This window comes from Catalinimonas alkaloidigena (assembly GCF_900100765.1).
Lineage (GTDB): Bacteria > Bacteroidota > Bacteroidia > Cytophagales > Flexibacteraceae > Mooreia > Mooreia alkaloidigena.
On record NZ_FNFO01000007.1, the window covers coordinates 323,943 to 344,946 of the forward strand.

Consider the following 21,004-nt stretch of genomic DNA (forward strand, 5'->3'; position numbering starts at 1 on the left):
TTTTATGCCCTCCTTTTTCTACTCCGCCTTTCGGGCGGCGGGGTTGTACAGCACAAAATAGTCGGCGCGTCCCTGGCGGTCGGTCATGAACGAACTGACGTGGTCGAACGCCAGAGAATCCTCTGCCTGTTGAAATACGTCCCACTGTTCCTGATTGAGCACCAGCACTTCCGGCGACGCTGACCGGTAGCGCTGCCGCAGCGTGTCCAGATCCTGCACCTCTTCCACGTGTGGAAAGCGCGTTTCCAAGTAGAAAAACAGACTCGGGGGATGCCCGAACGGATTCGCAATGGTGATGCGGCTGTTGGGAAGCGCGCGGACCTCGGCTTGCAGCGCTACCCGCCGGGTAGCGTCCTTGAGCTGATCGACCTGCGGCATCAACACGCCCCACGCCGCTGCCTGGAATAGGAACGCCGTGGTTACCAGCAGCGGGACGTAATAGAATTTACGCCACGAAATGCTGGTGAACACGTGCAGGGCCAGTAGCACTACGCCCACTGCTGTGGCGGTGATCCGCAGCGCCGAGGGGACCGGCAACCACCAGGGGGCCAGGGCCAAACCCGCGAACAGGACGCCCGTCAAACCGAACGAGAACCACAGAACCGCCCGCGGCGGACGGCCTTCTCCGGATGATAATGCTTCCATTTGCCGGGCAATCAGCAGCGCCAGCGGCACATGCGCGGCAATGACGTAAGCGGGTAATTTGCTGGGCGAGAACTCGTAAATCAGCCAGCCGGCCACAAACCAGCTCCCCAACAACAGGGTGTTTTTGTCGCGTAGTATCACACCCCGGATGCCCTGCCAGACCGCCTGTGGAAAAAAGAGAAAATACGGAAGGAAGGCGACGAGCATGCCCAGGAGGTGCGTGCCGGGAGGGCCGGTTTGCCCCAGCACACTGCTGTTGATGCGCTTCAGAATGTACCAATCGATGAGCCAGTTGATGAACGTTCCCCCGTCCGACTGGGTCGTCAGGTAACCCCAGTAATACAGCGGAAGGCATGCCAGCGGCAAACCGAACCACGGATGAAGGCGCAGCAGATTCCACCGGTTGGGGTGCAGTAGGAGTAGTAGCCCGCCGAACAAGCCGGCGAAAATCACGATGGGGGGGCCTTTGGTCAATAGCGCCAGCGCAAACGAAATCCAGAACGCCAGCACGGCCCACCACGCGCGTTCCTGCAACACGAACAGCAGCGCAAAGCCGCACGCCGTAGTGAAAAAAAGCAACGTGGCGTCGGTTACCGCGATCTTGCCCAATGTCGGTACCAACAGCGATGTGCCTAGCACCATCATGCCCCAAAACGCGGTTGGCCGGCCCCAGAAACGTTGCCCCGCCACAAACACCAGGGCCAACGTCAGGAGGGTGAAGACTGAGGAGGAAAAACGTACGCTGAACGCGTTAATGCCGAACAGGGGGTAGGTCAGGGCGATGTTCCAGAAATGCAGCGGCGTTTTCCGGTGAATCTCCGACCACGGAAACGCAGGAACGAGCCAGTTGCCGGTGGTCTGCATCCGGTAGGCAAATCCGGCGTAAGCCGCTTCGTCCTGATCCCACAAGCTGATGGCGTGGTTGTTCAGAAACACCAGAAAGACCAGCAGCAGAAATCCCAACCAGGGGAGCGAGGAGCGGTGGGAAGAAAGAAACGCTCTTTTCATAACAACACGGCCACTAGGAGCGCGTGGACGACTTTTTTCGTATTTTACAGATACCGACTGGCGGCCAGCTTCGTGTGAGGCCGCAAATTACCGGATTTGCGCGGATCGGAAGGGAGGCCGGGCTACCTTTGCCGGGGCAATCTGGTACGGCAGCATGAAACTTTTCTGGTTCGCCCGTAAGTTCTAGTCACGATGAGAGATACAACATTCGATAAATTGCAGGAGACGTTGGAAGAGCAGTTTACTTGGCCTACCAAGTACCTCTTCAAGTTCATCGTCGATAAAGATAACCAGCAGCCGGTGCTGGACCTGTTCGACGACGCTCAGTTCAAACGGCGGCCGTCGCGGAACGGCAAGTACGTCAGCCTGACTGCATTGGTGCGCATGCCTAGCAGCGATGCTGTCATCGACATTTACCGAAAGGCGGCGACCATCAAAGGCGTCATTACCTTATAACGTTGAAAAGATATTCGACAGAGGGCCTGCGCTAGACCAGCGTATGCCCTTTTTTTATGGTGCCCTCCGTTCCATGATCTGCCCGAGCCGCCCGATCATCTCCACGAGGTAAGGCCCCCCTTCCGGCCCGGTGAAGTTCATCACCCGCGTCTCGTACTTATCCAGATTGTAATATTTTTTGGGCGTGATGTAGCCCATGTAGCCGCCGTTGAAACTGGTGAGGATCAACGGGGACGCCGCTGCGGCGCGGGTCGCATCATCGGTAAGTTCTCCGGAAAAATCGGCCGGAATGCCCACGAAGACCAGACTACCGATGCGCAGTGCGGTGAGCGAAGTAGTGTATTTCCCAAACAATCCGTGGAAGACCCAGGGCGTGAACCGCAAGTAGCGGCCCAGGCGCAGTTGCGGTTTGTCGAACGCTAGCGGAATCTGGACCGCATCCAGCCGCCGCGTTGTGGAGAAGTGCAACGAATCGAGGGCACGACACACTTCGCCCGCCAGGCCATCGCCGATCAGCCGGGCCTTGGCCACGCCGGTGATGGAAGCCGGTGACTGGTTGCCGTGGCTGCCGACCGCTCCGGCACTGAAGGCCGCCAGTTCGACGCGACTTTGCGTTTCCACCTGATGCGAAAAATACCCGGGATAGTCGGCCGAGAGGCGCAGGTCTTTCATGCCCAGGCTGGTGGCGTGAGCCGTGTAAGTGGTCAGGGTCGCCAGCGCGCCGTCCTGTTTTCGGAACACGACCGTATGGAGCACGTCGTCCAGTTCGCCCTCCTCGTGCATGACACGGTTCTGCACAAACGTAGGAACATGGGTTTCGGTGTAGGCTACCTCGCAGGGTTGCAGGGTGGCGGCGGCCTGTCGGGTCGCGTGCTGCAGTTGCGTCACCAACCGCTCCAGCGCGTCTTCGTCAAATTTCCCGGCCAGTACGAAACCGCCCAAGCGGGGTGCCCACCCGCCGAACGAATGGTGCGAATGGGTGGCGGTGAGGTAGACAAAATCGACCGGAAAAGCGTCGGTGCGGAGAGCGGCCTGCAAGCGTTCGGTCAGTTCCGGGGGAGCAATCAGCAGATCCATCGCGAAATAAGCCACCCGCCGCTGCCCGTTGTCCAACACAAATACCCGTGCGTAAACCGAATCCACCACCTGCTCGTACGAAGCGCCCAGCCGGTTGCCGTATCCGGCCAGCGGGCTGAGGTGATCGGGCGTCAGGTTTACTTTGGCCCAGCCGACCCGCAACGCCTCACCGGCCACCGGCACCTCGGGGGTGCTCGCCTGTTGTAACGCTTCCAGGGCCTGCGTGTACCCTTGCCAGTCCGTGTAGGGCGTCTGGTCGATAGGACGAAGGGTAAGCAACCCGAGTAGCAGGAAAATACCGAGAAACAAGGAAAGGATACGGAGAAAACGCCTGAGCAACGTCATAGAAGAAAAAAAGCAGCTTCGTGCAAAGCTGCTCAAGTACCAGGAGCGGGACTTGAACCCGCACGACCCGTAAAGGTCACAAGATTTTAAGTCTTGCGTGTCTACCGATTCCACCATCCCGGCAACCTTTTTCGCCGGAGGGCAAAAAAAAAGAGCGAGAGACGGGGTTCGAACCCGCGACCTCGACCTTGGCAAGGTCGCGCTCTACCAGCTGAGCTACTCTCGCGTTACTCCCTTTTTCAAAAGAGTGGTGCAAATGTAAGCACTCCCGCGCGAATGTCAAGTGTTCCGCCCTAGATTTTTATCCACATCCGATTATGGAGTGCTCGCGGTCTGCCGTGCCTCCGTTGGCCTGGCCCGTCGCTGAGGCCTAAAACTTGACGCCGAAATGCAGCCCCGGCTCGAACAGGAAATAACGCGGCCACCGACGCTCCTGGCGGGCAAACGCCTCCGGCACGTTCGTGTTGATCGGCCAGTGCGTCATGGCCACCGAAGGCTCGACGAACAACCGGTTCCTCCAAAATGCGATATGATACCCCAGCCGGTACGTCATGAACAGCTGGTAGCCGCGTTGCACCTTCCGGTCGTTGTCGTCAACATAGGTTTGCGCGGCGTTCAGCGCGTGCACGGCCGTGTATACCCCCTTCCACCAGAATCGCTGGTAGGCCAACGCCAGTCCCACTTCCCGCACGTAGCCGGGGTATTTCGTGTCGGGCGCTTCCTGCCCTTTGCTGTACGGAATGCCCAGCGGCCAGGCATATCGCCACGTAATGGCTTCGAGCGAAACCACGTCGCGGGGCGTGAGGCGGTACCCGACGTTCAACTGCACAAAATGGGGGGGATTGGGGTCGTCGGGAATAAAATTGCCCAGCATGAACAGCGAACTGCCGACAAAAAACCGGCGGTAGGGGGCGTCTGTTCCGGACGTTTGCGCCTGTGCCTGTGTACTCCACAGAAGTCCCAGCAGAAGCGGGAAGATACATAGTCTTTTCATCACCTTGGCATGAATAAATGGATGCATGCGAAGGTAGGCGGGGAAGGAAGCGAGGTTCGTTCGCTTAAGTTAAGAAAGGAAGCGGCGATGGAATTATCTGTGCTGTTTCACTAACCGCCCGCGTATCCGACTGAGTGATTGCGGCGTGATGCCGAGGTAGCTGGCCATCTGGTACTGCGGCACGCGCTGGCACAGATCGGGGCGCGTCTGGAGCAGGTGCTGGTACCGCTGTTCGGGCGAAGAGAGCTTGAACACATCGAACGAGGCCTGATGATGGGCGAGGAGTTCTTCCGACATTACCCGGCACAGCGTCTCGAACCGGGGAAACTTCTCAAAAATAGGGCGCTCCATATCCGGGGTGGAGACGAGAAGAAGGGAATCCTCCCCGCAAGCCACGTAGTACGCCGACGGCTGTTGGTCGACCACGCACTGGGGCGCGAGCGTCTGCGCTTCCGTATAAAAGGCGGTGGTTTTCTCTTCGCCGTCCACCACATAGTAGGTGCGAATCCACCCTTTGATCACGAAGTACCCCGCGTCCGACCGCTGCCCTTCCCGCAACAGCACCGTTCCTTTCTTGAAATGATGGACGATGTCCAGGTCCAGAAGGGCCTGTTTCTCTTGCTCCGACAAGATAAGGTAGCGCGACAGGTAATCAAACAGGACGGTTTCGGCGTGGTGCGTCATCGGGCAGGGGGAAGAGGCAGAAAGTACCGGATTACCGTAGGTTTTGCAAGTGCGCAATGTCGAGGAGGTCTTTAGGACGACCGTTGGCTTGCTTGTCGGTGATCAAATCGTCGAGGCTGAGGAAGGTTTACACCATCTTACGTTACCGCAGTCTCATCTTTTTGCGATCGGTACGCGCACGTTGCAGACGCTTGAGAAACGCTTCAAATTCCGACCATTGGGGGGCCTTTTTCGTCTCCTCTTTTTGGGAAGGGTTGTCTGCTTTTAAATCTTCAAAATTGGTAGATCGGGTCAGTTTTGACATAGGGTTGCTGTTTAGCGGATGGCCGTTCATGGAATCGCGTGGCCCTGTTTTATACGTACTTCACCTGTTGCAAGATAGCTTGCTTCCACTGCTTCCTCAGCGAGCCTTCCGTGACCAGATCTACCTTTCTGCCGATTGCGGATTCAAGATAATCCTTCAGATCGAAGAACTTCCAGCCGATCTTTCTGCGGAACGCCACCAATACATCGAGGTCGGAATCATCTCGGTAATTTCCATTAGCAAACGAGCCGAAATAACCGATCTGTTCGACACCAAATTCATCTTGCAAGTAGGATTTAACTGCCTTGAGTTTACGCTCGATGTCTTGGGGTGTTTCCATGGTTTGAATTATACATAAAAGACCCTTCATTATGGATGGATTATGGCAATTTTAGCCGAGTGATTATAGGAAATCTGACAAGTTAGAATACGTCAGAATTGAAGACCAATTTCGCTAGTAGAAAAAAATTGAATTATCAAAAAAATACTTTAAGCGATTATTTTGACAGATTTAGCGCATTTACCTCCTCTGTTTTCTCCCAATTCAAAGGAAACCATTTGTCCATTTACTACATTTTTCCACTCTGTCCAAGTAGTGATATCAATAAAATCATATCTGTGTGCGAAGATTCTTTCATTTGGTGTTTCAATAAATACATAATTGTTTTTATTGTTTTTTGGTTTGATTACATTGCCTATTAATTTCTCATTGCCTTCATAGTTCTTAATTAAATTATTTAAGTCGTTGTCAGAGAATTTGTCTTGGTATAAAGAGATTATTTTTTCTTTTAACTGCACATTTAGATTTATGTATGTCTCGTTTTTGCGAATAAGCTCTTTTATGAATTCTTTATACTCAGAAATTTTTACTACAGGTAAAAGCTTTATGAAGCTCAAAACTGTTGTGCTAAAGTTTTTGGCCATTTTGTAGTCGATAAGCTTATCATTAGCGCATTCGTCAAAAATTTTGAAAGCTTTCTTGAAATGGTTGATTCCATTGTCTATGTCTGTTTGAATTGTTAATTCACTTTTTCCTGACTCAGCATAATTAGAGATTAGTTCAGTATTAGCAATTCTTAGGTTTTTAGAATCTAATTCAACGTTTTCTTTTAAGTTCTTTATGACTTGTATAGCTTTATTGAATTCTTGAGAATAATTCCAGCACCTCGCGATTAAGAAGGCAGTGTATGGGTGATTTGGTTGTTGATTATATACATTTTTAGCGTAAAATAATGCGCTGTTAATATCTTCTAATTTAAACATTAAGAATTGCGCATAGTAATATAGCAACCTGAGATTATTAGGAGCTATTTCTAGCCCAAGCTTGTAATCCTCATCAGCACTTAATAGATCTCCTTGTGTTGCTTTGATAAATGCCCCAACTCTATAAACTTCGAAGTAATTTGGGTCAATATTCTTTGCTTCCTTGACTTTTTGTAATGCACTTTCAAAGTCTCCATTCTTTGAGAATATTAGAGCCTCTTGTAAGAATTTTGCACTAATCATTTGGTTCTGATTTTCATAGACCAATGCGTTTAGAGCAAAGATGTTGTATTTTTGTACTTTTTTTATTTGACTGATGCCTGTATTTAATTCTTTTGACTTTTTGATGTGATTTTTGATGTATTCTTGTTCTATTGGGTATTTCTTTGATAGAAAATCTTTTGCAAAATCAGATATAAAGTACGTTACTTGTTCATAATTGCTTCCATCTTCTATTTGTCTAGAGATGAGTGTGGTCTTGAAAAGCTCTATCAAATGTTTTCTGGTGTCAAGAGGGTCTAGATTTGATAAATAAATTATTTCTGCATTAGTTACTTTCTTGCGTGAAGCTCTTATTGTTTTTAAGATTGAAATTGCTCCACTACTTAGTTTTTCATATACATTTGTTAAACAAAATTCGAGTAAGTTTTCCTTGTTGTTAATTACTTCATGTGGTGGTATACCTGTTTCTACTGTGCTTACAAACCATTTTATTGCTAGAGGATTAAAATATAATTTGCTTGATATTTCAACTAATGTTTTTTGAGGTAGCCTGAGTAGCGTTTCGCTATTTCTAATACGAGCAATTTCTCTAATTAATTTCGCTGATTCGGATTCTGATAACCCATTTAGTTTTCTTGGGTACTCCAACTCACCTAAACCTATTCTTGAGGTTATCAAGATATGACATTTGGTTTGTGCATTTCTAATGAAATTCCTTACTTCTTCAGTTTGTATGGTTTCTAGATTATCTATGACTATCAAGGTATTAAAATATGCTAGGTACTCTAATATTTCATTTAGTTTGTTTTCTCCTCCTATAGATATGCTGATTTCTGCAATCAAACCGGAATAATCAGTAATTGCTGTATGTATCTCCTCAATACCTTTAGTTGTTAGCATTGTTGTTTTTGCGGAGGTCCATATGATAAGTTCAAATGGACAACTCTCATTCATATCTACAATATCATATGCAACTTTTAGAGCAAGTGCCGTTTTCCCAATTCCGCCATCTCCAAGTACCGAAACTACTCGATTAGATAGAATAAGCTTTGTTAATGCTTCTACATCTTGTTGTCTACCGATAAACCCAGTTTCATCAAAGTCTGGCACCGGTAAGTTATGGCTGATATTGGATTGGTCATTCTCAAAATGAGTAGATGGGAATTTTAAGGTCAAAACATAGCTGGGATCTCTATCTATTTTCTCTCTAGTTTCTATTGTGACAGACCAATCTATAGGATCAGTTTTTCTTAATGAACTTACAAAGTCATACGTATGAGAAAAGTCTCCGCCTAAAAGCGGTCTTGTATGCATAACTCTATTTCTGATAGGGGTTATATCGGTTAAGTTATTTATAATTGATTTTAAATATACTGATGCTTCTTTGGTTAGAAATTCTTTATTCTGATTTAGTACTGTGAATGTGTCATAAAAATCCATGAATTCAATTACTTCGTCTAGGTTCTCAATATAGAGTACTCCGGGATTTTCTTTTTCGAATCTTTCTATGACTTTTTTTTCTAGTTCTGGATTTTTAAAAAATGCTAAGTTTTCATAAAAAGGAATAATATTCTTTTTTATATTATTCTTTAGGTCTATCTCTATTCCGTATATTAATGCAGCAAGCGTTAGTCTTGTTTCTGTTATTTTTGACATATTAATTTTAAAATTAATTGTTTTTATTTCACATAAATCACACCTTCTCCCGCTTTTCCAGCATCAACTTCAATTCCTGAAGCTTTAAGAGGGCTTCGACGGGGGACATCGTGTTGATCTCGACCTGATCGAGCTTTTCGCGGACCTGTTCCAGTTCGGGATGCCCTAATTCGAACATGCTGAGCTGGAAGTTGTTCTTCGGCAGGGTTTTCACCTGTTTCGTGGCCCCCACGTCGGCCTTGTCTTTTTCGAGGTGGTGCATCACTTCGTTGGCGCGGAGCACCACGTCGGTCGGCATCCCGGCCATCTGCGCCACGTGGATGCCGAAGCTGTGTTCGCTGCCGCCTTCCTTCAGTTTCCGCATGAAGATCACCTTGTTGCCCGCCTCTTTGACCGAAACGTTGAAGTTGCGGACGCGCGGGAAGTCCTCGGCCAGTTGGTTGAGTTCGTGGTAGTGTGTGGCGAAGAGCGTCTTGGCCCGGAATTTCCGGTGGTTGTGCAGATACTCCACGATCGACCACGCGATGGAAATGCCGTCGTAGGTGCTGGTGCCGCGCCCGATCTCGTCCATCAGCACGAGGCTGCGCTCGCTGAGGTTGTTGAGGATCGAGGCCGTTTCGGTCATCTCCACCATGAAGGTCGATTCGCCCCGCGAGAGGTTGTCGGAGGCCCCCACGCGCGTGAAGACCTTGTCGACCACCCCGAGGGAGGCGGCCTCGGCTGGAACGAACGAGCCCATTTGGGCCATCAGCACGATCAGCGCGGTTTGCCGCAGCAAGGCCGATTTGCCCGCCATGTTGGGGCCGGTGATGATCAGGATCTGTTGCGTGGTGTCGTCCAGGAAAATGTCGTTCGGCACGTAGCTTTCGCCCGCCGGGAGCTGCTGTTCGATCACGGGGTGCCGCCCCGCCACGATCGCGATGCCGTGGCCGTCGGTAATGTCGGGTTTCACGTAGCGGTTTTTGCGCGCCAGCCGGGCGAACGACAGGAGGCAGTCGAGCATGGCCAGGAGGCGGGCGTTCTGCTGCACTTGTGGCACGTAGTCGGCGGCGGTGAGCATCAGGTTGTTGAACAGTTCCTGTTCGAGCGAGAAGATTTTCTCTTCCGCGTGCAGGATCTTCTCTTCGTATTCCTTCAGTTCGGGCGTGATGTACCGCTCAGCGTTCACCAGCGTCTGCTTCCGGATCCAGTCGTTCGGCACCTTTTTCTTGTGCGCGTGCGTCACTTCGAGGTAATAGCCGAACACCTTGTTGAAGGCCACCTTGAGCGACGAAATGCCCGTGTTCTGCGCTTCGCGCTGCTGCAACTGCACGAGGTAATCCTTCCCCGAGTAGGCAATGGCGTGAAGCTTGTCCAGTTCTTCGTGGATGCCCGTCCGGATCATGCCGCCCTGGTTGGTCACCAGCGGCAGTTCGTCTTTCAGGTGTCGTTCGATCTCGTCGAGCAGAAAGGCACAGTCGTTCAGTTGGTCGGCCACCTTGTGCAGGCGCGGGTGGTCCGTATCGTGGCGGAGCGTTTCCTTCAGCGGGGCGATCTGCCGCAGCGCCCGTTTCAGTTGGGCCATTTCGCGCGGGTTGATGCGTCGGGCCGCCACCTTGGAAATGAGGCGTTCCAGGTCGCCAATGGGCTTCAGCAACTGGAGCAGGGCTTCCGTCAGTTCGGGGCGGCTCACCAGCGCTTCCACGATCGAAAGCCGGTCTTCGATGCGCGCCCGTTCTTTCAGCGGCAGCACCGTCCACTTCCGCATCAGGCGTCCGCCCATCGGCGTTACGGTGTGGTCCAGCACGTCGATCAGCGGAATGCCGCCTTCCTGCTGCGGAGCGATCAGTTCCAGGTTGCGGATCGTAAACTTGTCGAGCCAGACGTACCGCTCCTCTTCAATGCGCGAAAGCCGGGCGATGTGCCGGATGTCGTGGTGTTCCGTCTCGGCGAGGTAGTGCAGAATACAGCCCGCCGCCACCGTCGCCACCGAGAGGTCCTGCGTGCCGAAGCCTTTCAGATTGCTCGTGCCGAAGTGCTGCGTCAGTCGCTCGAAGGCAAAGTCGTATTGGAACACCCATTCGTCGAGGCAGTAGGTATTCAGCTTGTCGCCGAAGGTGGTATGGAAAGACGCTTTGTGCTGGCGGCAGTGCAACACCTCCGAGGGCTGGAAATTCTGAAACAGTTTGTCGACGTAGTCGGCCTGCCCCTGTGCTACCAAAAACTCGCCCGTCGAAATGTCGAGGAACGCCACGCCGTAGAGGTTCCGCTCCTGGTGCAGCGCCGCCAGAAAGTTGTTCTGCTTGCTTTCCAGCACGTTGTCGTTCAGCGAGACACCCGGTGTCACCAGCTCGGTCACGCCCCGTTTCACCACGCCGATTGCACTCTTCGGGTCTTCCAGTTGGTCGCAGATCGCCACGCGCTGCCCCGCCCGCACCAGCTTGGGCAGGTAATTGTCGAGAGCGTGATGGGGGAACCCCGCCAGCGGAATTTCGGAGGCCGCGCCGTTGGCCCGTTTGGTCAGGGTAATGCCCAGAATCTGGCTGGAGGTGACGGCATCGTCGCCGAACGTTTCGTAGAAGTCGCCCACCCGAAACAGGAGCAGCGCCCCCGGGTACCGTTTTTTGATGGCGTTGTACTGCTTCATCAGGGGCGTTTCCTTCTTACTCTTCTTGCTCATAGCGCCGCAAAGGCTTTTAAAAATGGGAGTTTTGTGACTGCGTCGGAACCACTAAGTTGCGCAGCAATGAGGAAACTAAGCAACGAGGAACTCGACCGGCCCAGCGTGGCCGATTTTAAAAGTAAAGAAAAAAATCCGTTCGTTTTGGTGCTCGACAACGTCCGGAGCCTATTAAATGTGGGGTCGGTTTTCCGTACCGCCGACGCCTTTCTGGCCGAGCGTGTGATCCTCTGCGGCATCACCGGCCGCCCCCCGCACCGCGAAATCAACAAGACCGCTTTAGGCGCTACCGAATCGGTTGTCTGGGAATACGTGGAGGATACGTTAGCCGCCATTGAGCAACTCCGCGCCGAGGGGTACCAGATCGCCAGCCTCGAACAGGCCGATCAGAGTGTGATGCTTTCGCAGTTTACCCCAGACCCCGCCGCCCGCTACGCCTTTGTGCTGGGCCACGAAGTCGGGGGCGTCCGGGCCGACGTGGTGGCCGCCTCCGACCTCTGTCTGGAAATTCCGCAGGGCGGCACGAAGCATTCCCTGAACGTCTCCGTCGCCGCCGGGGTCGTGGCCTGGGACTACGTCAGCAAGACGAGAAGATTTGAATGAGTGAATGTGTGAGGTGGTGAATGGGTGATTGCGTGAATTAGACCTGCCGCAAGTTTAGCGTAGCGTACCTTGTGGTATACAATGTTGCACGTTTTCAGCCTGCGCGGCCCGACAGAATGCTTGCGGCAGTTAGAGGCAGTGTGGTCATCTGATCGTCTGCCAACCAGTGTACATACCTGCCATGGCGAAGAGAATACCTAGAATCATTGACATGATTCTGAGTGCCTTTTTCTCTTTTAGAACGGTAGCGTACCCTAAGAACGCAGTAATTGCGGATAATATGAAGGGTACATACAGCGTCTTTGCGATGAAAAGTAGGGGCAGTTGATCGGCGCCCCTGGTGTTCACTCCAATGATCAGGGCGATCACGAGCATCATCAATGAAGACCCCAAAAATGTGGCGATTACCGCCGCAACCGGCCTTTTCGAGATATATGTGAAAAGCTTCTTCATCAGTAGTGTGTTTTGTCAAGAAACTGTTTAAACCTCCTACAAACTCTTTACTGCCGCAAGTTTAGCGTAGCGTAACCGCTGCGGCGGGCCGCTTGTGGTATAAAATGATGCACGTTTTCAGCCTACGCGGCGTGGCCGACTAGGCCCGGCTACAGGCTTGCGGTAGTAGAGGGGCAGTAGAAGGAAGCAATGCCGTCGGGCGGTATTCTACTAGAGTTGGAATAAGAAAGAAGAGGAGGACTTGACCTTACTATTCTTTCGGCAAAATGCGCAGGCGTTGGAGCATCTTCTTTTCAACGCCCCAGAAAAAGCGAAACTGGCCGAGGAGGGTACCGTAGAGGAGGAGGAGTACCTGATACGTCGGGAAGATGACGAGCAAATATGCCGGAATGGTAATCCAGAGAGGGGTGTCGGAGGTGATGCCCAACCATTCGAACACCGGACGGCGCACGTAGACTGATGTGCTACCCGTAAGGGCAAACACCACAAAAATAATCACCACTTGCCAGAGGCTGTCGACCCCCCAGCGTTCCTGCATCTTACGAAGAAAACCTGCCATCCGAATGTAATGCGTTGTTCAACGCGCAAAGGTACGAAACGAAGCGCGCTCTGAAAACCGCAGGCAATGTGTCGTGGTTCCGACAGAAGGGAGTGATTCTGAAGTTTTTCGGAACAGGCGCGGGGGGAAGCCTGTTTTCTACCTGCAGGAGCCGGGCTCATCCGAAGAAGCCGGCCCCTCGTACATACCACAACGCTGAACCTACTTTCTTATGAAACATGTCATGCTCTTCCTGATGCTGTTGGGCGGCACTTCGCTCACGTCGTGTGCTCAGGAGAAAACCCAAGGCACCGCAACGGCCGAAGCCCAAACGGTTGCGATGGCCGGTGACGACCAGCCGTTTAAGGTGCAGAAGACCCGCGCTGAATGGAAAGCTGCCCTCACGCCTAATCAGTTCCGCATTTTGCGGGAAGAGGGGACCGAGCCCCCCTATAAAAATGCCTATTGGGATAACCACGAGGCGGGCCTTTACCAGTGTGCAGGCTGTGGCAACGTGCTGTTTTCGTCCGAAACCAAGTACGAATCCCACACCGGCTGGCCAAGTTTCTGGGAACCTATCGACCCGGGGGCGGTCGGCACGGAGGTCGACAATAGCCTGATGATGAGCCGCACGGAAGTGCATTGTGCTGATTGCGGAGGGCATTTGGGACACGTGTTCCGCGACGGTCCGAAGCCGACGGGCCTGCGCTATTGCATGAACTCTGGCGCCATGACGTTCGAAAAAAGTAAATAGCCGTTGGCGATGTAAAAACAAAAAAGCATCCTCTACTCAGGATGCTTTTTTGTGAATGGGATGGCGTGAGTGACTACAACTGATGATTCAGAAAGTCGTCGATTTTTTCGCAATACGCCGTTTTTAATGTTTCGAAGCCCGCCAGGCGCGCGCCTTCGAACACCAGCAGGTCGCGGTTGCGCTTGCTGGCCACTTTTTTAGCTTCTTTGGGGGGCGTAATGGCATCCTGTCGGCTGGCAATCACCAGCATAGGCACCTTGATCTCTTTCACGAGCCGTTCCAGTTCGTCGGCAGGGCGGGGCAGTTGGTGATGGTTGTCGCGCTCGGCCGTGAGTTTGGCTTCGAGGTGCGGAAAATCGACCAGCACCGATTCCTGAATCAGGAAGTCCACGTCTTCTTCCGTGGCGATCAGCTGGGTCAGGACGCTGCCCATCGAAAAGCCCATGAGGCCGACCTTCTCGTGCCCGAAATTGTCGTGGATGAACTGATACACCGCCTTCAGGTCCAGCACAAATTCTTCATGATACACCAGCTTTTCCTGGGCGGCAAAAGGAGAGCTGGACCCGTGTCCGCGGTAATCGAACGTAGTGACGCGGTAGCCTTGCTTGCGCAGCGCGTCGGCCAGAAAAATGTAATCCGACATGTTGCTCAATTCACTGCCCGCAATCACAATGTTGCGCTTGTTTTGGCGGTGCGTCTCCGGAATATAAATCCACATGTTGATCAGCGCGCCGTCGGTCGTTCGCACTTCGTGCTCGTAGTACTCAATGCCGTATTGATCGGGGGTGATGCCGCCCTGCGGGCCTGCATGTAGCAACGTGGGCATCAGCAACAGGGTAAGAAAGAGAAATCGCTTCATCGTGTGTCACTTGGTCAACGCTGCAAAAATAGAAGCGTCGTGCTGCGGCTTTCTCGGGAGGCGAGCGCGGTTCTTACGAAGCTTAGGTTTGGTGCACGGACGCACCCGGAAGCGACGAAAGATGGAGCCGCATCGATGAAGAATTGAATTTTACGGGGAGAAAGGCTTGTAAGTGATTGGGAATTAGTTGCTTAAAAACATCGCCGTGTATGTAAGGAATGCGTGCAAGTCCAGTTGACAACGCGTTTGCTTGCCTGCACGTGGGATTAAGATTAGCGATGTGACGTCAGGGCCTGCTCGCGTGCCTGCGGCAATCGCCACCAGGGCAGGTAGGGGTGAGCATGGTGCTCGTGGTGATAGCCAAAAAAGTAGCAGGACAGAAACGCCCAGACGTGGTTCAGTGACTGACTGCGGGCCTTGTGCGGGTCGTCGGCGGCATGTTCGCCCCGGTGCGGCACGTACGTACCGAAGTAAAAGAGTTGGAAGGTGCTGAGCACGGCAGGCACCATCCAGAAGACGATCAGATTTTCCGTCGGAACTACCAGTTTCAGCAAGTTGAACGTGAGGGCCATCAACAGAATCTGCCAGCCGGTAATGTACTGGCGCAAAAAGCTGAGGTACCACGCCCAGAACCCACCTTCGTGGTAATCGGGATCGCGGTCCGACACAGCGTAGCGATGGTGTTCGTGGTGTTTGCGGAACAGGCGCGGGTAACTGTTGAACGCAAAAAGCCCGGCGCACAGCCAACCCACGGCGCGGTTCAGGCGCGGATGGCGCGGACTGACCACCCCGTGCATGGCGTCGTGGGCGGTGATGAACAGCCCCGTGTACAGATGGGTTTGCACCAGCACGAAGAGGTACACCAACGGATCGCGAAAATCGAGGGGATAGTGGAGCAACCACAGCAGACTCGTGGCCCACAGGACCAGTACCGCCGCCGCAATCCAGAGACCGCGGTACGGAGGCTGCGTTGCCAGAACTCGGGGATTACTCACGCTCCAAACGACTTTATTACAAATTCACCAGATAGTCGCGGACCTCTTCCATCAGCCACATGGGGGTGGACGTTGCGCCGCAAATGCCGACCGTGTCGTGCGGTTGAAACCACGCCGATTGTACTTCACTTCGTGTGGAAACGAAATAGGTATGCGGATTGGTTTCTTTGCAGACGTTGTAGAGCACCTTACCGTTGGACGACTTGGAGCCGGAAACGAACACGATTTTATCGTAGTTGCGCGCAAATTCGCGTAACTCTTTGTCGCGGTTCGACACCTGACGGCAAATGGTGTCGTTCGCATCGACCTCAATGCCCGCCTGTTCCAGTTCGGCTTTGATGTGGTAGAACTTCTCCGTGCTTTTGGTGGTCTGGCTGAACAAAGTCAGCTTGCGGGGCAGCAGGTCTTTATCCAATTCACTGAGGTCCTGGAACACCACCGCTTCGTTGTTGGTCTGGCCCTTCAGGCCCACGACTTCGGCGTGGCCGTGTTTGCCGTAGATGTAGATCTGTTCCTTTTTGTCGTACGCGTTTTTGATGCGGTTTTGCAGCTTGAGCACCACCGGACAGGAGGCATCGACCAGTTCCAGGTTATTCTTCAGCGCCACCTCGTAGGTCGAAGCCGGTTCGCCGTGCGCCCGGATCAGCACCTTCTCGTCGTGCAAAGTCGCGAGGGTGTTATAATCGATGATGCGCAGCCCTTTGGCTTCCAGGCGCTTCACCTCCTCGTCGTTGTGAACAATATCGCCCAGGCAGTACAGGTACCCTTGCGATTCCAGGATGTCCTCGGCCATCTCGATGGCGTAGACGACCCCGAAGCAAAAGCCGGAATTCTGATCGATGTGGACGTTGAGGTGATGCATACAGGCGGTGTAAAAAGTCTAGGCCGGTCGCGCTTTTTCTAACGTAGCTTGCTCTTCCTTAGTACATAACCCCGATTCGAGCACAAAGTTTAAAAGTGGGCGCGTAAATGTCGGATTTATGTTGTTGAGGTCCATTTTGTGCAGGTTTTGCGCAATGGCGTGGGCGTCTTCTTCCATATCGCCGCTCATGTTGAGAAACGGCGGAATGGCACGCTGCACCGCAAACCGCAGCAGCCGCACTTCGGGGTTCTGCGGATCGAGGGCTACCGCTTCGGCAAACGCCTTTTTCGACTGATTGGCGAACTGAAGTTTTTGCAACGGATTGCCCACAAACCGTGCCTGTAGCGCCAGCGTGGCTGCCAGGTAAGCCTGTTGTTCGGCAGAAAGGGGTTGTGGCAAGGCTTGGAGCGTGGTCAACAGGTGGTGTGCCGCATCGGCATCGTGGGTGGCATCGGCGTAGGCCTGCCGTAATTCGGGTAAGGTCATAAAGAGTTGAGGTGGTGCCGCACGTACGTGCGCAACAGCAGCAGAAATTTCTGGTTATCGGGAATCCGGATGCGCTCTTTCATGATTTGCGCCGCCGGAAGTTTTCGGATTTTTTTGAACAGGCTGAGGTAATAGATGTACGCCAGGTACACGCCCAGTCGCGCCCCGGCCGGTAGTTGCACGATGCCCGCGTAGGCCGCGTCGAAATCGGCCTGGATGTCGGCCTCGATGCGGTCTTTCGCCAACCGATCGAATGTTGCGAAATCGGTTTCGGGGAAGTAGACCCGTCCCCGGTCGTAAAAGTCGCTGCGAATGTCGCGCAGAAAGTTCACCTTCTGGAACGCCGCCCCCAGGCGCCGGGCTGGTTCGCGCAGGTGCCGATACCGCGCCTCGTCGCCTTCGCAAAACACCCGCAGGCACATCAGGCCCACCACTTCGGCCGAGCCGTAGATGTACTGCTCGTAGTCAGCCTGTGCATAGGTCGTTTCGTGCAGGTCCATCTCCATGCTTTGTAGAAATGCGTCGATCAGTTCCCGCTCGATGCGGTACCGGTTCACGACTTTCTGAAACGCATGCAACACCGGATTCAGGCTGATGCCTTCGGCGATGGCGCGGTACGTATCGTCCCGGAAATGGTGCAACAGCTCCGCCTTATCGTGCTCGTGAAAGGTGTCGACGATCTCGTCAGCGTAGCGGACAAAGCCGTAGATGGCATAAATCGGATCGTGAAAGCGCCGATGCAAAGTCTTGATGCCCAGCGTAAACGAGGTGCTGTATTGCTGGGTAATCAGGCGACTGCACTGAAACGTGGTTTGGTCAAAAAGTTCGTGGTTCATCATCGGCTCCTGACACCAAGATAGATTTTTTCGCCGTCCCGGCGGCAGATTGTTGGAAAATTTACGACCATTCGCGGCTGATCTCCTGCGCCACGACCTGTCCCGAGATGAGCGACGGCGGTACGCCCGGCCCCGGCACGGTGAGCTGGCCGGTGTAATACAAGTTGCTGACGTGCCTGTTCTTTAACGAAGGTTTCAGAAGGGCGGTTTGGCGCAGCGTGTTGGCCAGCCCGTAGGCGTTGCCTTTGAAGGCGTGGTAATCTTGTTTGAAGTCGCGATGTGCGTAACTTCTCTTAAACACAATTGCGTCGCGGATGTTTTGACCCAGGTGAAATTCCAGCCGGTCCATCATCCGCGTAAAGTACTGTTCGCGGTGTGCGTCGGTGTCGACCAGGTCCGGTGCGAGCGGCAACAACAAAAACAGGTTTTCGTGGCCGGCCGGTGCTACAGAAGCATCGGTGACGGACGTCGCCGACAGGTAGAACAGGGGCTTGTCAGGCCAGCGGGGCGTCTCGTAAATGTCGCGCGCGTGGGGGCCAAACGGCGCATCGAAAAAGAGCGTGTGGTGCCGCACGTTCTCCAGTTTTTTGTTTAACCCGAGGTAGAAGAGCAGCGACGAAGGCGCCATCGTGCGCTGGTCCCAGTACCCTGCGTCGTAATTGCGGTGCTCTGCCGCCAGGAGGTGCTGATCCACGTGGTGGTAATCGGCCCCGGCCACCACCACGTCGGCCTCGTACACGTTTGTGGCGGTGCGCACTTCTGTGGCACGTCCCTGCCGGACGTCAATGTGCGTCACCTCTTCACCGAAACGAAACGCCACGCCCTGTTCCTGAGCCAGTTGCACCATGCCTTCCACAATTTTGTGCATGCCACCCCGCGGATACCACGTGCCCAGCGCCATGTCGGCGTAATTCATCAGGCTGTACAGCGCCGGCGTATTTTCGGGCACGGCCCCTAAAAACAGAATGGGAAACTCCACCAACTGCAGCAGCTTGGGGTGGGTGAAGTAGCGCCGGGCGTGGTGATGAAACGATTCGAAGATGTGCATCCGCAGCATGTCGAACAGCAGCCGCGGGTCGGCAAACTCCCGCACGGAGCGGCTGGGGCGGTACACCAGTTCGTTGATGCCGACGTGGTATTTATACGCCGCTTCTTTCAGGAACGCTTCCAGCCGTTGGCCGCTTCCTTTTTCGATCGATTCGAACAGCGCTTTCAGCGCCGCGCGGTCGGCCGGCAGGTCGACCGCATCGCCCGGACCGAACACCACCCGGTACGACGGGTCCAGCCGAATCAGGTCGTAGTAGTCGGAGGGACGCTTCCCAAACCGGCGGAAATAACGTTCGAACACGTCGGGCATCCAATACCAACTCGGGCCCATGTCGAAGGTGAACCCCTCGGCCGCAAAAGAGCGGGCGCGTCCGCCGGGCGTAGGGTGTTTTTCCAGGAGGGTGACGTTCCAGCCCGCCTGTGCCAGACACGTGGCGGCAGAAAGTCCGGCGAAGCCTGCGCCGATCACAAGGGCTTTATGCATGAAGTAAAGATGGGCAAAACCAGTGGAATGAAACGAGGACAAAAAAAAGCAGAAAGCGGTCGAAGCTTTCTGCGAGGGCAAATCAGAAACGTTGCGGATTACCCTTTGCGGTAACTCTGCAGCCGCGCTTTTAACTCTTTCCGGGCAATGTGAATCCGGTTTTTGACCGTTCCGATCGGGATGGCCAGCTGCTCGGCAATCTCGTGGTACTTGAAGCCCCGGAAATACATCAGAAACGGCACTTTGTACGTATCGTCAACTTCCGAAAAGGCCTTGTTGATGTCGTCCATCGTAAACGCCCCATAGGCCAGATTTTCGGTCACCTGGCTCGGTGCGTTGAGGTAATGTAGGTTTTCGGTCGTATCGATGAAGGTGTTTCTGCGCACCAACCGCTGGTAATTGGTGATGAAGGTATTCTTCATGATGGTATACATCCAGGCTTTCAGGTTGGTGCCTTCTGCAAATTTGGCCTGGTGCACAATGGCTTTCAGAGCAGTTTCCTGTAGTAGATCGTTGGCATCTTCTGCGTCTTTGGTGAGACGCAGCGCGAAGGGGCGAAGCGAATGGGAAAGCTGCTCAATAGCGAAACTGAATTCCAAAGACGTCATGCTATTTTTGTTTAATAGTGTTGTGAAGATACTTAAACAAAACGACTTATTTTGTTTAATGTTTCAAAAATAAAGTTAAACAGAAATCGATTTTGTACGCATCCTCCTTAACATTAAGCATGTACGGATTTGGGAGTCCTCAGGGGTGTTGATTTTTCAATTTTTTCTGAAAAAAATAAATCGCCTTGCCGTGTGAAGGGAAGGAAGTTGAAAGCGACAGGTGTCAGGAATTAGGGAGTCGCCAACGCGACGGATCGGCGCTGCAAGTAGCGTTCGATGGCCACATCGTGAGCCGGAAGAGAGGGGAGGTGAAGGGCGCAGCGGGCAAACAGGTCCACAAACCGGGACGAAGGATAGTAGGCGTAGCCTTCGGTGAGCCACCGAACCGCCGCATCATACTCGCCGCGGTTATAAGAGTCGATGGCGCGGTTGTAGTATTGCAAGCCACACAGGTTTTCCAGCGAAATTTCTTCCAGCACCGAGCGAAATTGACCGGGCGTCGAGCCTTCGCGTAGCGCACGCAGGGCGTCGTGCTGGTATTGCTGTTGCAAATTTTTGATTCGCCGGGCGCTGGTCACAAAGCCGTGCGCCGGATCGGTCGTCTCCAGCAGAACTTGTCCTCGGGTAGTTTCCACCAGCAGGTACGTGTGCAAGGGCGTCTCCATGATGTGGAAACGATAGTCGAACTCCTGGAGGAGGAGTGCGTAAAACGCCGTGGCGCTCAGGCAGTTGAAACGACCCTGGGTCAGGATCTGGTCTACGCCGGAGTAGCTGTAAAATTCGTGGAAGTAGTCGCGTTGTACCCGATGGAACAGGAACCGCAGAAACGCCTGGTCGGTGCGCCCCTCGCGCTTGTCCGCCAGTTGCTGGCGATAGGTTTCAAATTCCTGGAAGAGTGGTTGCGAATCGGGCGCGGCAAAAAACGCCGCTTCTGTGGAGCGTAATGCTGATGCTGCCCACACCTGGGCCGATACCGCTACGTTGGTAACCGTCGGTTGCGCCTGAGCCAACCGGGGCACGCCTACTGACGTAAACGCCAGCAGGAAGATCCACCCCCCTATGTAGCTCAGTTTTTGTAACACGTCGTTGCATCATTACTTGTGTGTTACCAAAGTTAGCGAAAATTTAACATTGAGATAACATGGAAGTAATTTGTAATTAATAAA

General features: G+C 53.3%; 21 protein-coding genes and 2 tRNA genes. 3 read left to right on the plus strand and 20 right to left on the minus strand.

Annotated features, from left to right (window positions below; translation table 11 throughout):
- Positions 1-18 precede the first annotated feature (18 nt).
- The gene (locus BLR44_RS18245) at positions 19-1,653 is read right to left on the minus strand and encodes an ArnT family glycosyltransferase (RefSeq protein ID WP_089684657.1); all 1,635 of its coding nucleotides are present in this window, start codon (positions 1,651-1,653) and stop codon (positions 19-21) included.
- 192 nt (positions 1,654-1,845) lie between these two features.
- On the opposite strand from BLR44_RS18245, the gene BLR44_RS18250 reads away from it, so the two are divergent.
- Positions 1,846-2,109: a DUF493 family protein gene (locus BLR44_RS18250; RefSeq protein ID WP_089684659.1), complete on the plus strand. Its 264-nt coding sequence runs from the start codon at positions 1,846-1,848 to the stop codon at positions 2,107-2,109.
- 54 nt (positions 2,110-2,163) lie between these two features.
- Here BLR44_RS18250 and BLR44_RS18255 read toward each other — a convergent pair whose 3' ends face one another.
- The 9 genes from BLR44_RS18255 to mutS form a co-directional block, all read right to left on the minus strand.
- Positions 2,164-3,495 carry a neutral/alkaline non-lysosomal ceramidase N-terminal domain-containing protein gene (locus BLR44_RS18255; RefSeq protein WP_218127117.1) on the minus strand — a complete coding sequence of 444 codons (1,332 nt, stop codon included), beginning with the start codon at positions 3,493-3,495 and terminating at the stop codon, positions 2,164-2,166.
- A 73-nt stretch (positions 3,496-3,568) separates the two neighbouring features.
- Positions 3,569-3,654 (minus strand) — tRNA-Leu (locus BLR44_RS18260).
- A gap of 30 nt (positions 3,655-3,684) precedes the next feature.
- Positions 3,685-3,757, minus strand: a tRNA-Gly gene (locus BLR44_RS18265).
- Positions 3,758-3,901: 144 nt separating this feature from the next.
- On the minus strand, positions 3,902-4,525 hold the full coding sequence (locus BLR44_RS18270) for a hypothetical protein (RefSeq protein WP_089684743.1): 624 nt from the start codon (positions 4,523-4,525) through the stop codon (positions 3,902-3,904).
- A 93-nt stretch (positions 4,526-4,618) separates the two neighbouring features.
- Positions 4,619-5,209 carry a Crp/Fnr family transcriptional regulator gene (locus BLR44_RS18275; protein ID WP_089684664.1) on the minus strand — a complete coding sequence of 197 codons (591 nt, stop codon included), beginning with the start codon at positions 5,207-5,209 and terminating at the stop codon, positions 4,619-4,621.
- A 142-nt stretch (positions 5,210-5,351) separates the two neighbouring features.
- Complete coding sequence (locus BLR44_RS28915; RefSeq protein WP_176956109.1) at positions 5,352-5,513, minus strand: hypothetical protein; 162 nt, start codon at positions 5,511-5,513, stop codon at positions 5,352-5,354.
- 49 nt (positions 5,514-5,562) lie between these two features.
- A complete protein-coding gene (locus tag BLR44_RS18285) occupies positions 5,563-5,853 on the minus strand; it encodes a nucleotidyltransferase family protein (RefSeq protein WP_089684745.1) in 291 nt (96 codons plus the stop codon).
- Positions 5,854-6,002: 149 nt separating this feature from the next.
- Positions 6,003-8,654, minus strand: a complete 2,652-nt coding sequence (locus BLR44_RS18290; RefSeq protein ID WP_089684668.1) for an NB-ARC domain-containing protein — start codon at positions 8,652-8,654, stop codon at positions 6,003-6,005.
- A gap of 37 nt (positions 8,655-8,691) precedes the next feature.
- Positions 8,692-11,313: a DNA mismatch repair protein MutS gene (mutS, locus tag BLR44_RS18295; RefSeq protein ID WP_089684670.1), complete on the minus strand. Its 2,622-nt coding sequence runs from the start codon at positions 11,311-11,313 to the stop codon at positions 8,692-8,694.
- Positions 11,314-11,379: 66 nt separating this feature from the next.
- Here mutS and BLR44_RS18300 point away from each other — a divergent pair, with 66 nt between their 5' ends.
- Positions 11,380-11,916 (plus strand): RNA methyltransferase, encoded by a 537-nt coding sequence (locus BLR44_RS18300; protein ID WP_089684672.1) that lies wholly within the window; start codon positions 11,380-11,382, stop codon positions 11,914-11,916.
- A gap of 144 nt (positions 11,917-12,060) precedes the next feature.
- Here BLR44_RS18300 and BLR44_RS18305 read toward each other — a convergent pair whose 3' ends face one another.
- Together BLR44_RS18305 and BLR44_RS18310 are read right to left on the minus strand one after the other, a co-directional pair.
- Complete coding sequence (locus BLR44_RS18305) at positions 12,061-12,369, minus strand: hypothetical protein (RefSeq protein WP_089684674.1); 309 nt, start codon at positions 12,367-12,369, stop codon at positions 12,061-12,063.
- 250 nt (positions 12,370-12,619) lie between these two features.
- A complete protein-coding gene (locus BLR44_RS18310) occupies positions 12,620-12,928 on the minus strand; it encodes a DUF6787 family protein (protein ID WP_089684676.1) in 309 nt (102 codons plus the stop codon).
- A 211-nt stretch (positions 12,929-13,139) separates the two neighbouring features.
- On the opposite strand from BLR44_RS18310, the gene msrB reads away from it, so the two are divergent.
- Entirely contained in the window at positions 13,140-13,661 is a 522-nt protein-coding gene (gene msrB / locus BLR44_RS18315; RefSeq protein WP_089684678.1) for a peptide-methionine (R)-S-oxide reductase MsrB, read from the plus strand.
- A 73-nt stretch (positions 13,662-13,734) separates the two neighbouring features.
- Here msrB and BLR44_RS18320 read toward each other — a convergent pair whose 3' ends face one another.
- From BLR44_RS18320 to BLR44_RS18355, 8 genes are all read right to left on the minus strand, one after another.
- On the minus strand, positions 13,735-14,520 hold the full coding sequence (locus BLR44_RS18320; RefSeq protein WP_089684681.1) for an alpha/beta hydrolase: 786 nt from the start codon (positions 14,518-14,520) through the stop codon (positions 13,735-13,737).
- A 272-nt stretch (positions 14,521-14,792) separates the two neighbouring features.
- Positions 14,793-15,515 carry a fatty acid desaturase gene (locus BLR44_RS18325; protein WP_176956110.1) on the minus strand — a complete coding sequence of 241 codons (723 nt, stop codon included), beginning with the start codon at positions 15,513-15,515 and terminating at the stop codon, positions 14,793-14,795.
- Positions 15,516-15,531: 16 nt separating this feature from the next.
- Positions 15,532-16,377: a 4-hydroxy-3-methylbut-2-enyl diphosphate reductase gene (locus tag BLR44_RS18330; RefSeq protein WP_089684683.1), complete on the minus strand. Its 846-nt coding sequence runs from the start codon at positions 16,375-16,377 to the stop codon at positions 15,532-15,534.
- Positions 16,378-16,395: 18 nt separating this feature from the next.
- Positions 16,396-16,863 (minus strand): hypothetical protein, encoded by a 468-nt coding sequence (locus tag BLR44_RS18335; RefSeq protein WP_089684685.1) that lies wholly within the window; start codon positions 16,861-16,863, stop codon positions 16,396-16,398.
- Positions 16,860-17,702: a phytoene/squalene synthase family protein gene (locus BLR44_RS18340; protein WP_089684687.1), complete on the minus strand. Its 843-nt coding sequence runs from the start codon at positions 17,700-17,702 to the stop codon at positions 16,860-16,862. Before BLR44_RS18340 ends, BLR44_RS18335 begins: the two co-directional genes overlap by 4 nt.
- A gap of 58 nt (positions 17,703-17,760) precedes the next feature.
- Complete coding sequence (locus BLR44_RS18345) at positions 17,761-19,230, minus strand: phytoene desaturase family protein (protein WP_089684749.1); 1,470 nt, start codon at positions 19,228-19,230, stop codon at positions 17,761-17,763.
- A gap of 98 nt (positions 19,231-19,328) precedes the next feature.
- Positions 19,329-19,838 (minus strand): RNA polymerase sigma factor, encoded by a 510-nt coding sequence (locus BLR44_RS18350; protein WP_089684689.1) that lies wholly within the window; start codon positions 19,836-19,838, stop codon positions 19,329-19,331.
- A 230-nt stretch (positions 19,839-20,068) separates the two neighbouring features.
- Positions 20,069-20,920: a hypothetical protein gene (locus BLR44_RS18355; protein ID WP_089684691.1), complete on the minus strand. Its 852-nt coding sequence runs from the start codon at positions 20,918-20,920 to the stop codon at positions 20,069-20,071.
- Positions 20,921-21,004 lie beyond the last annotated feature (84 nt).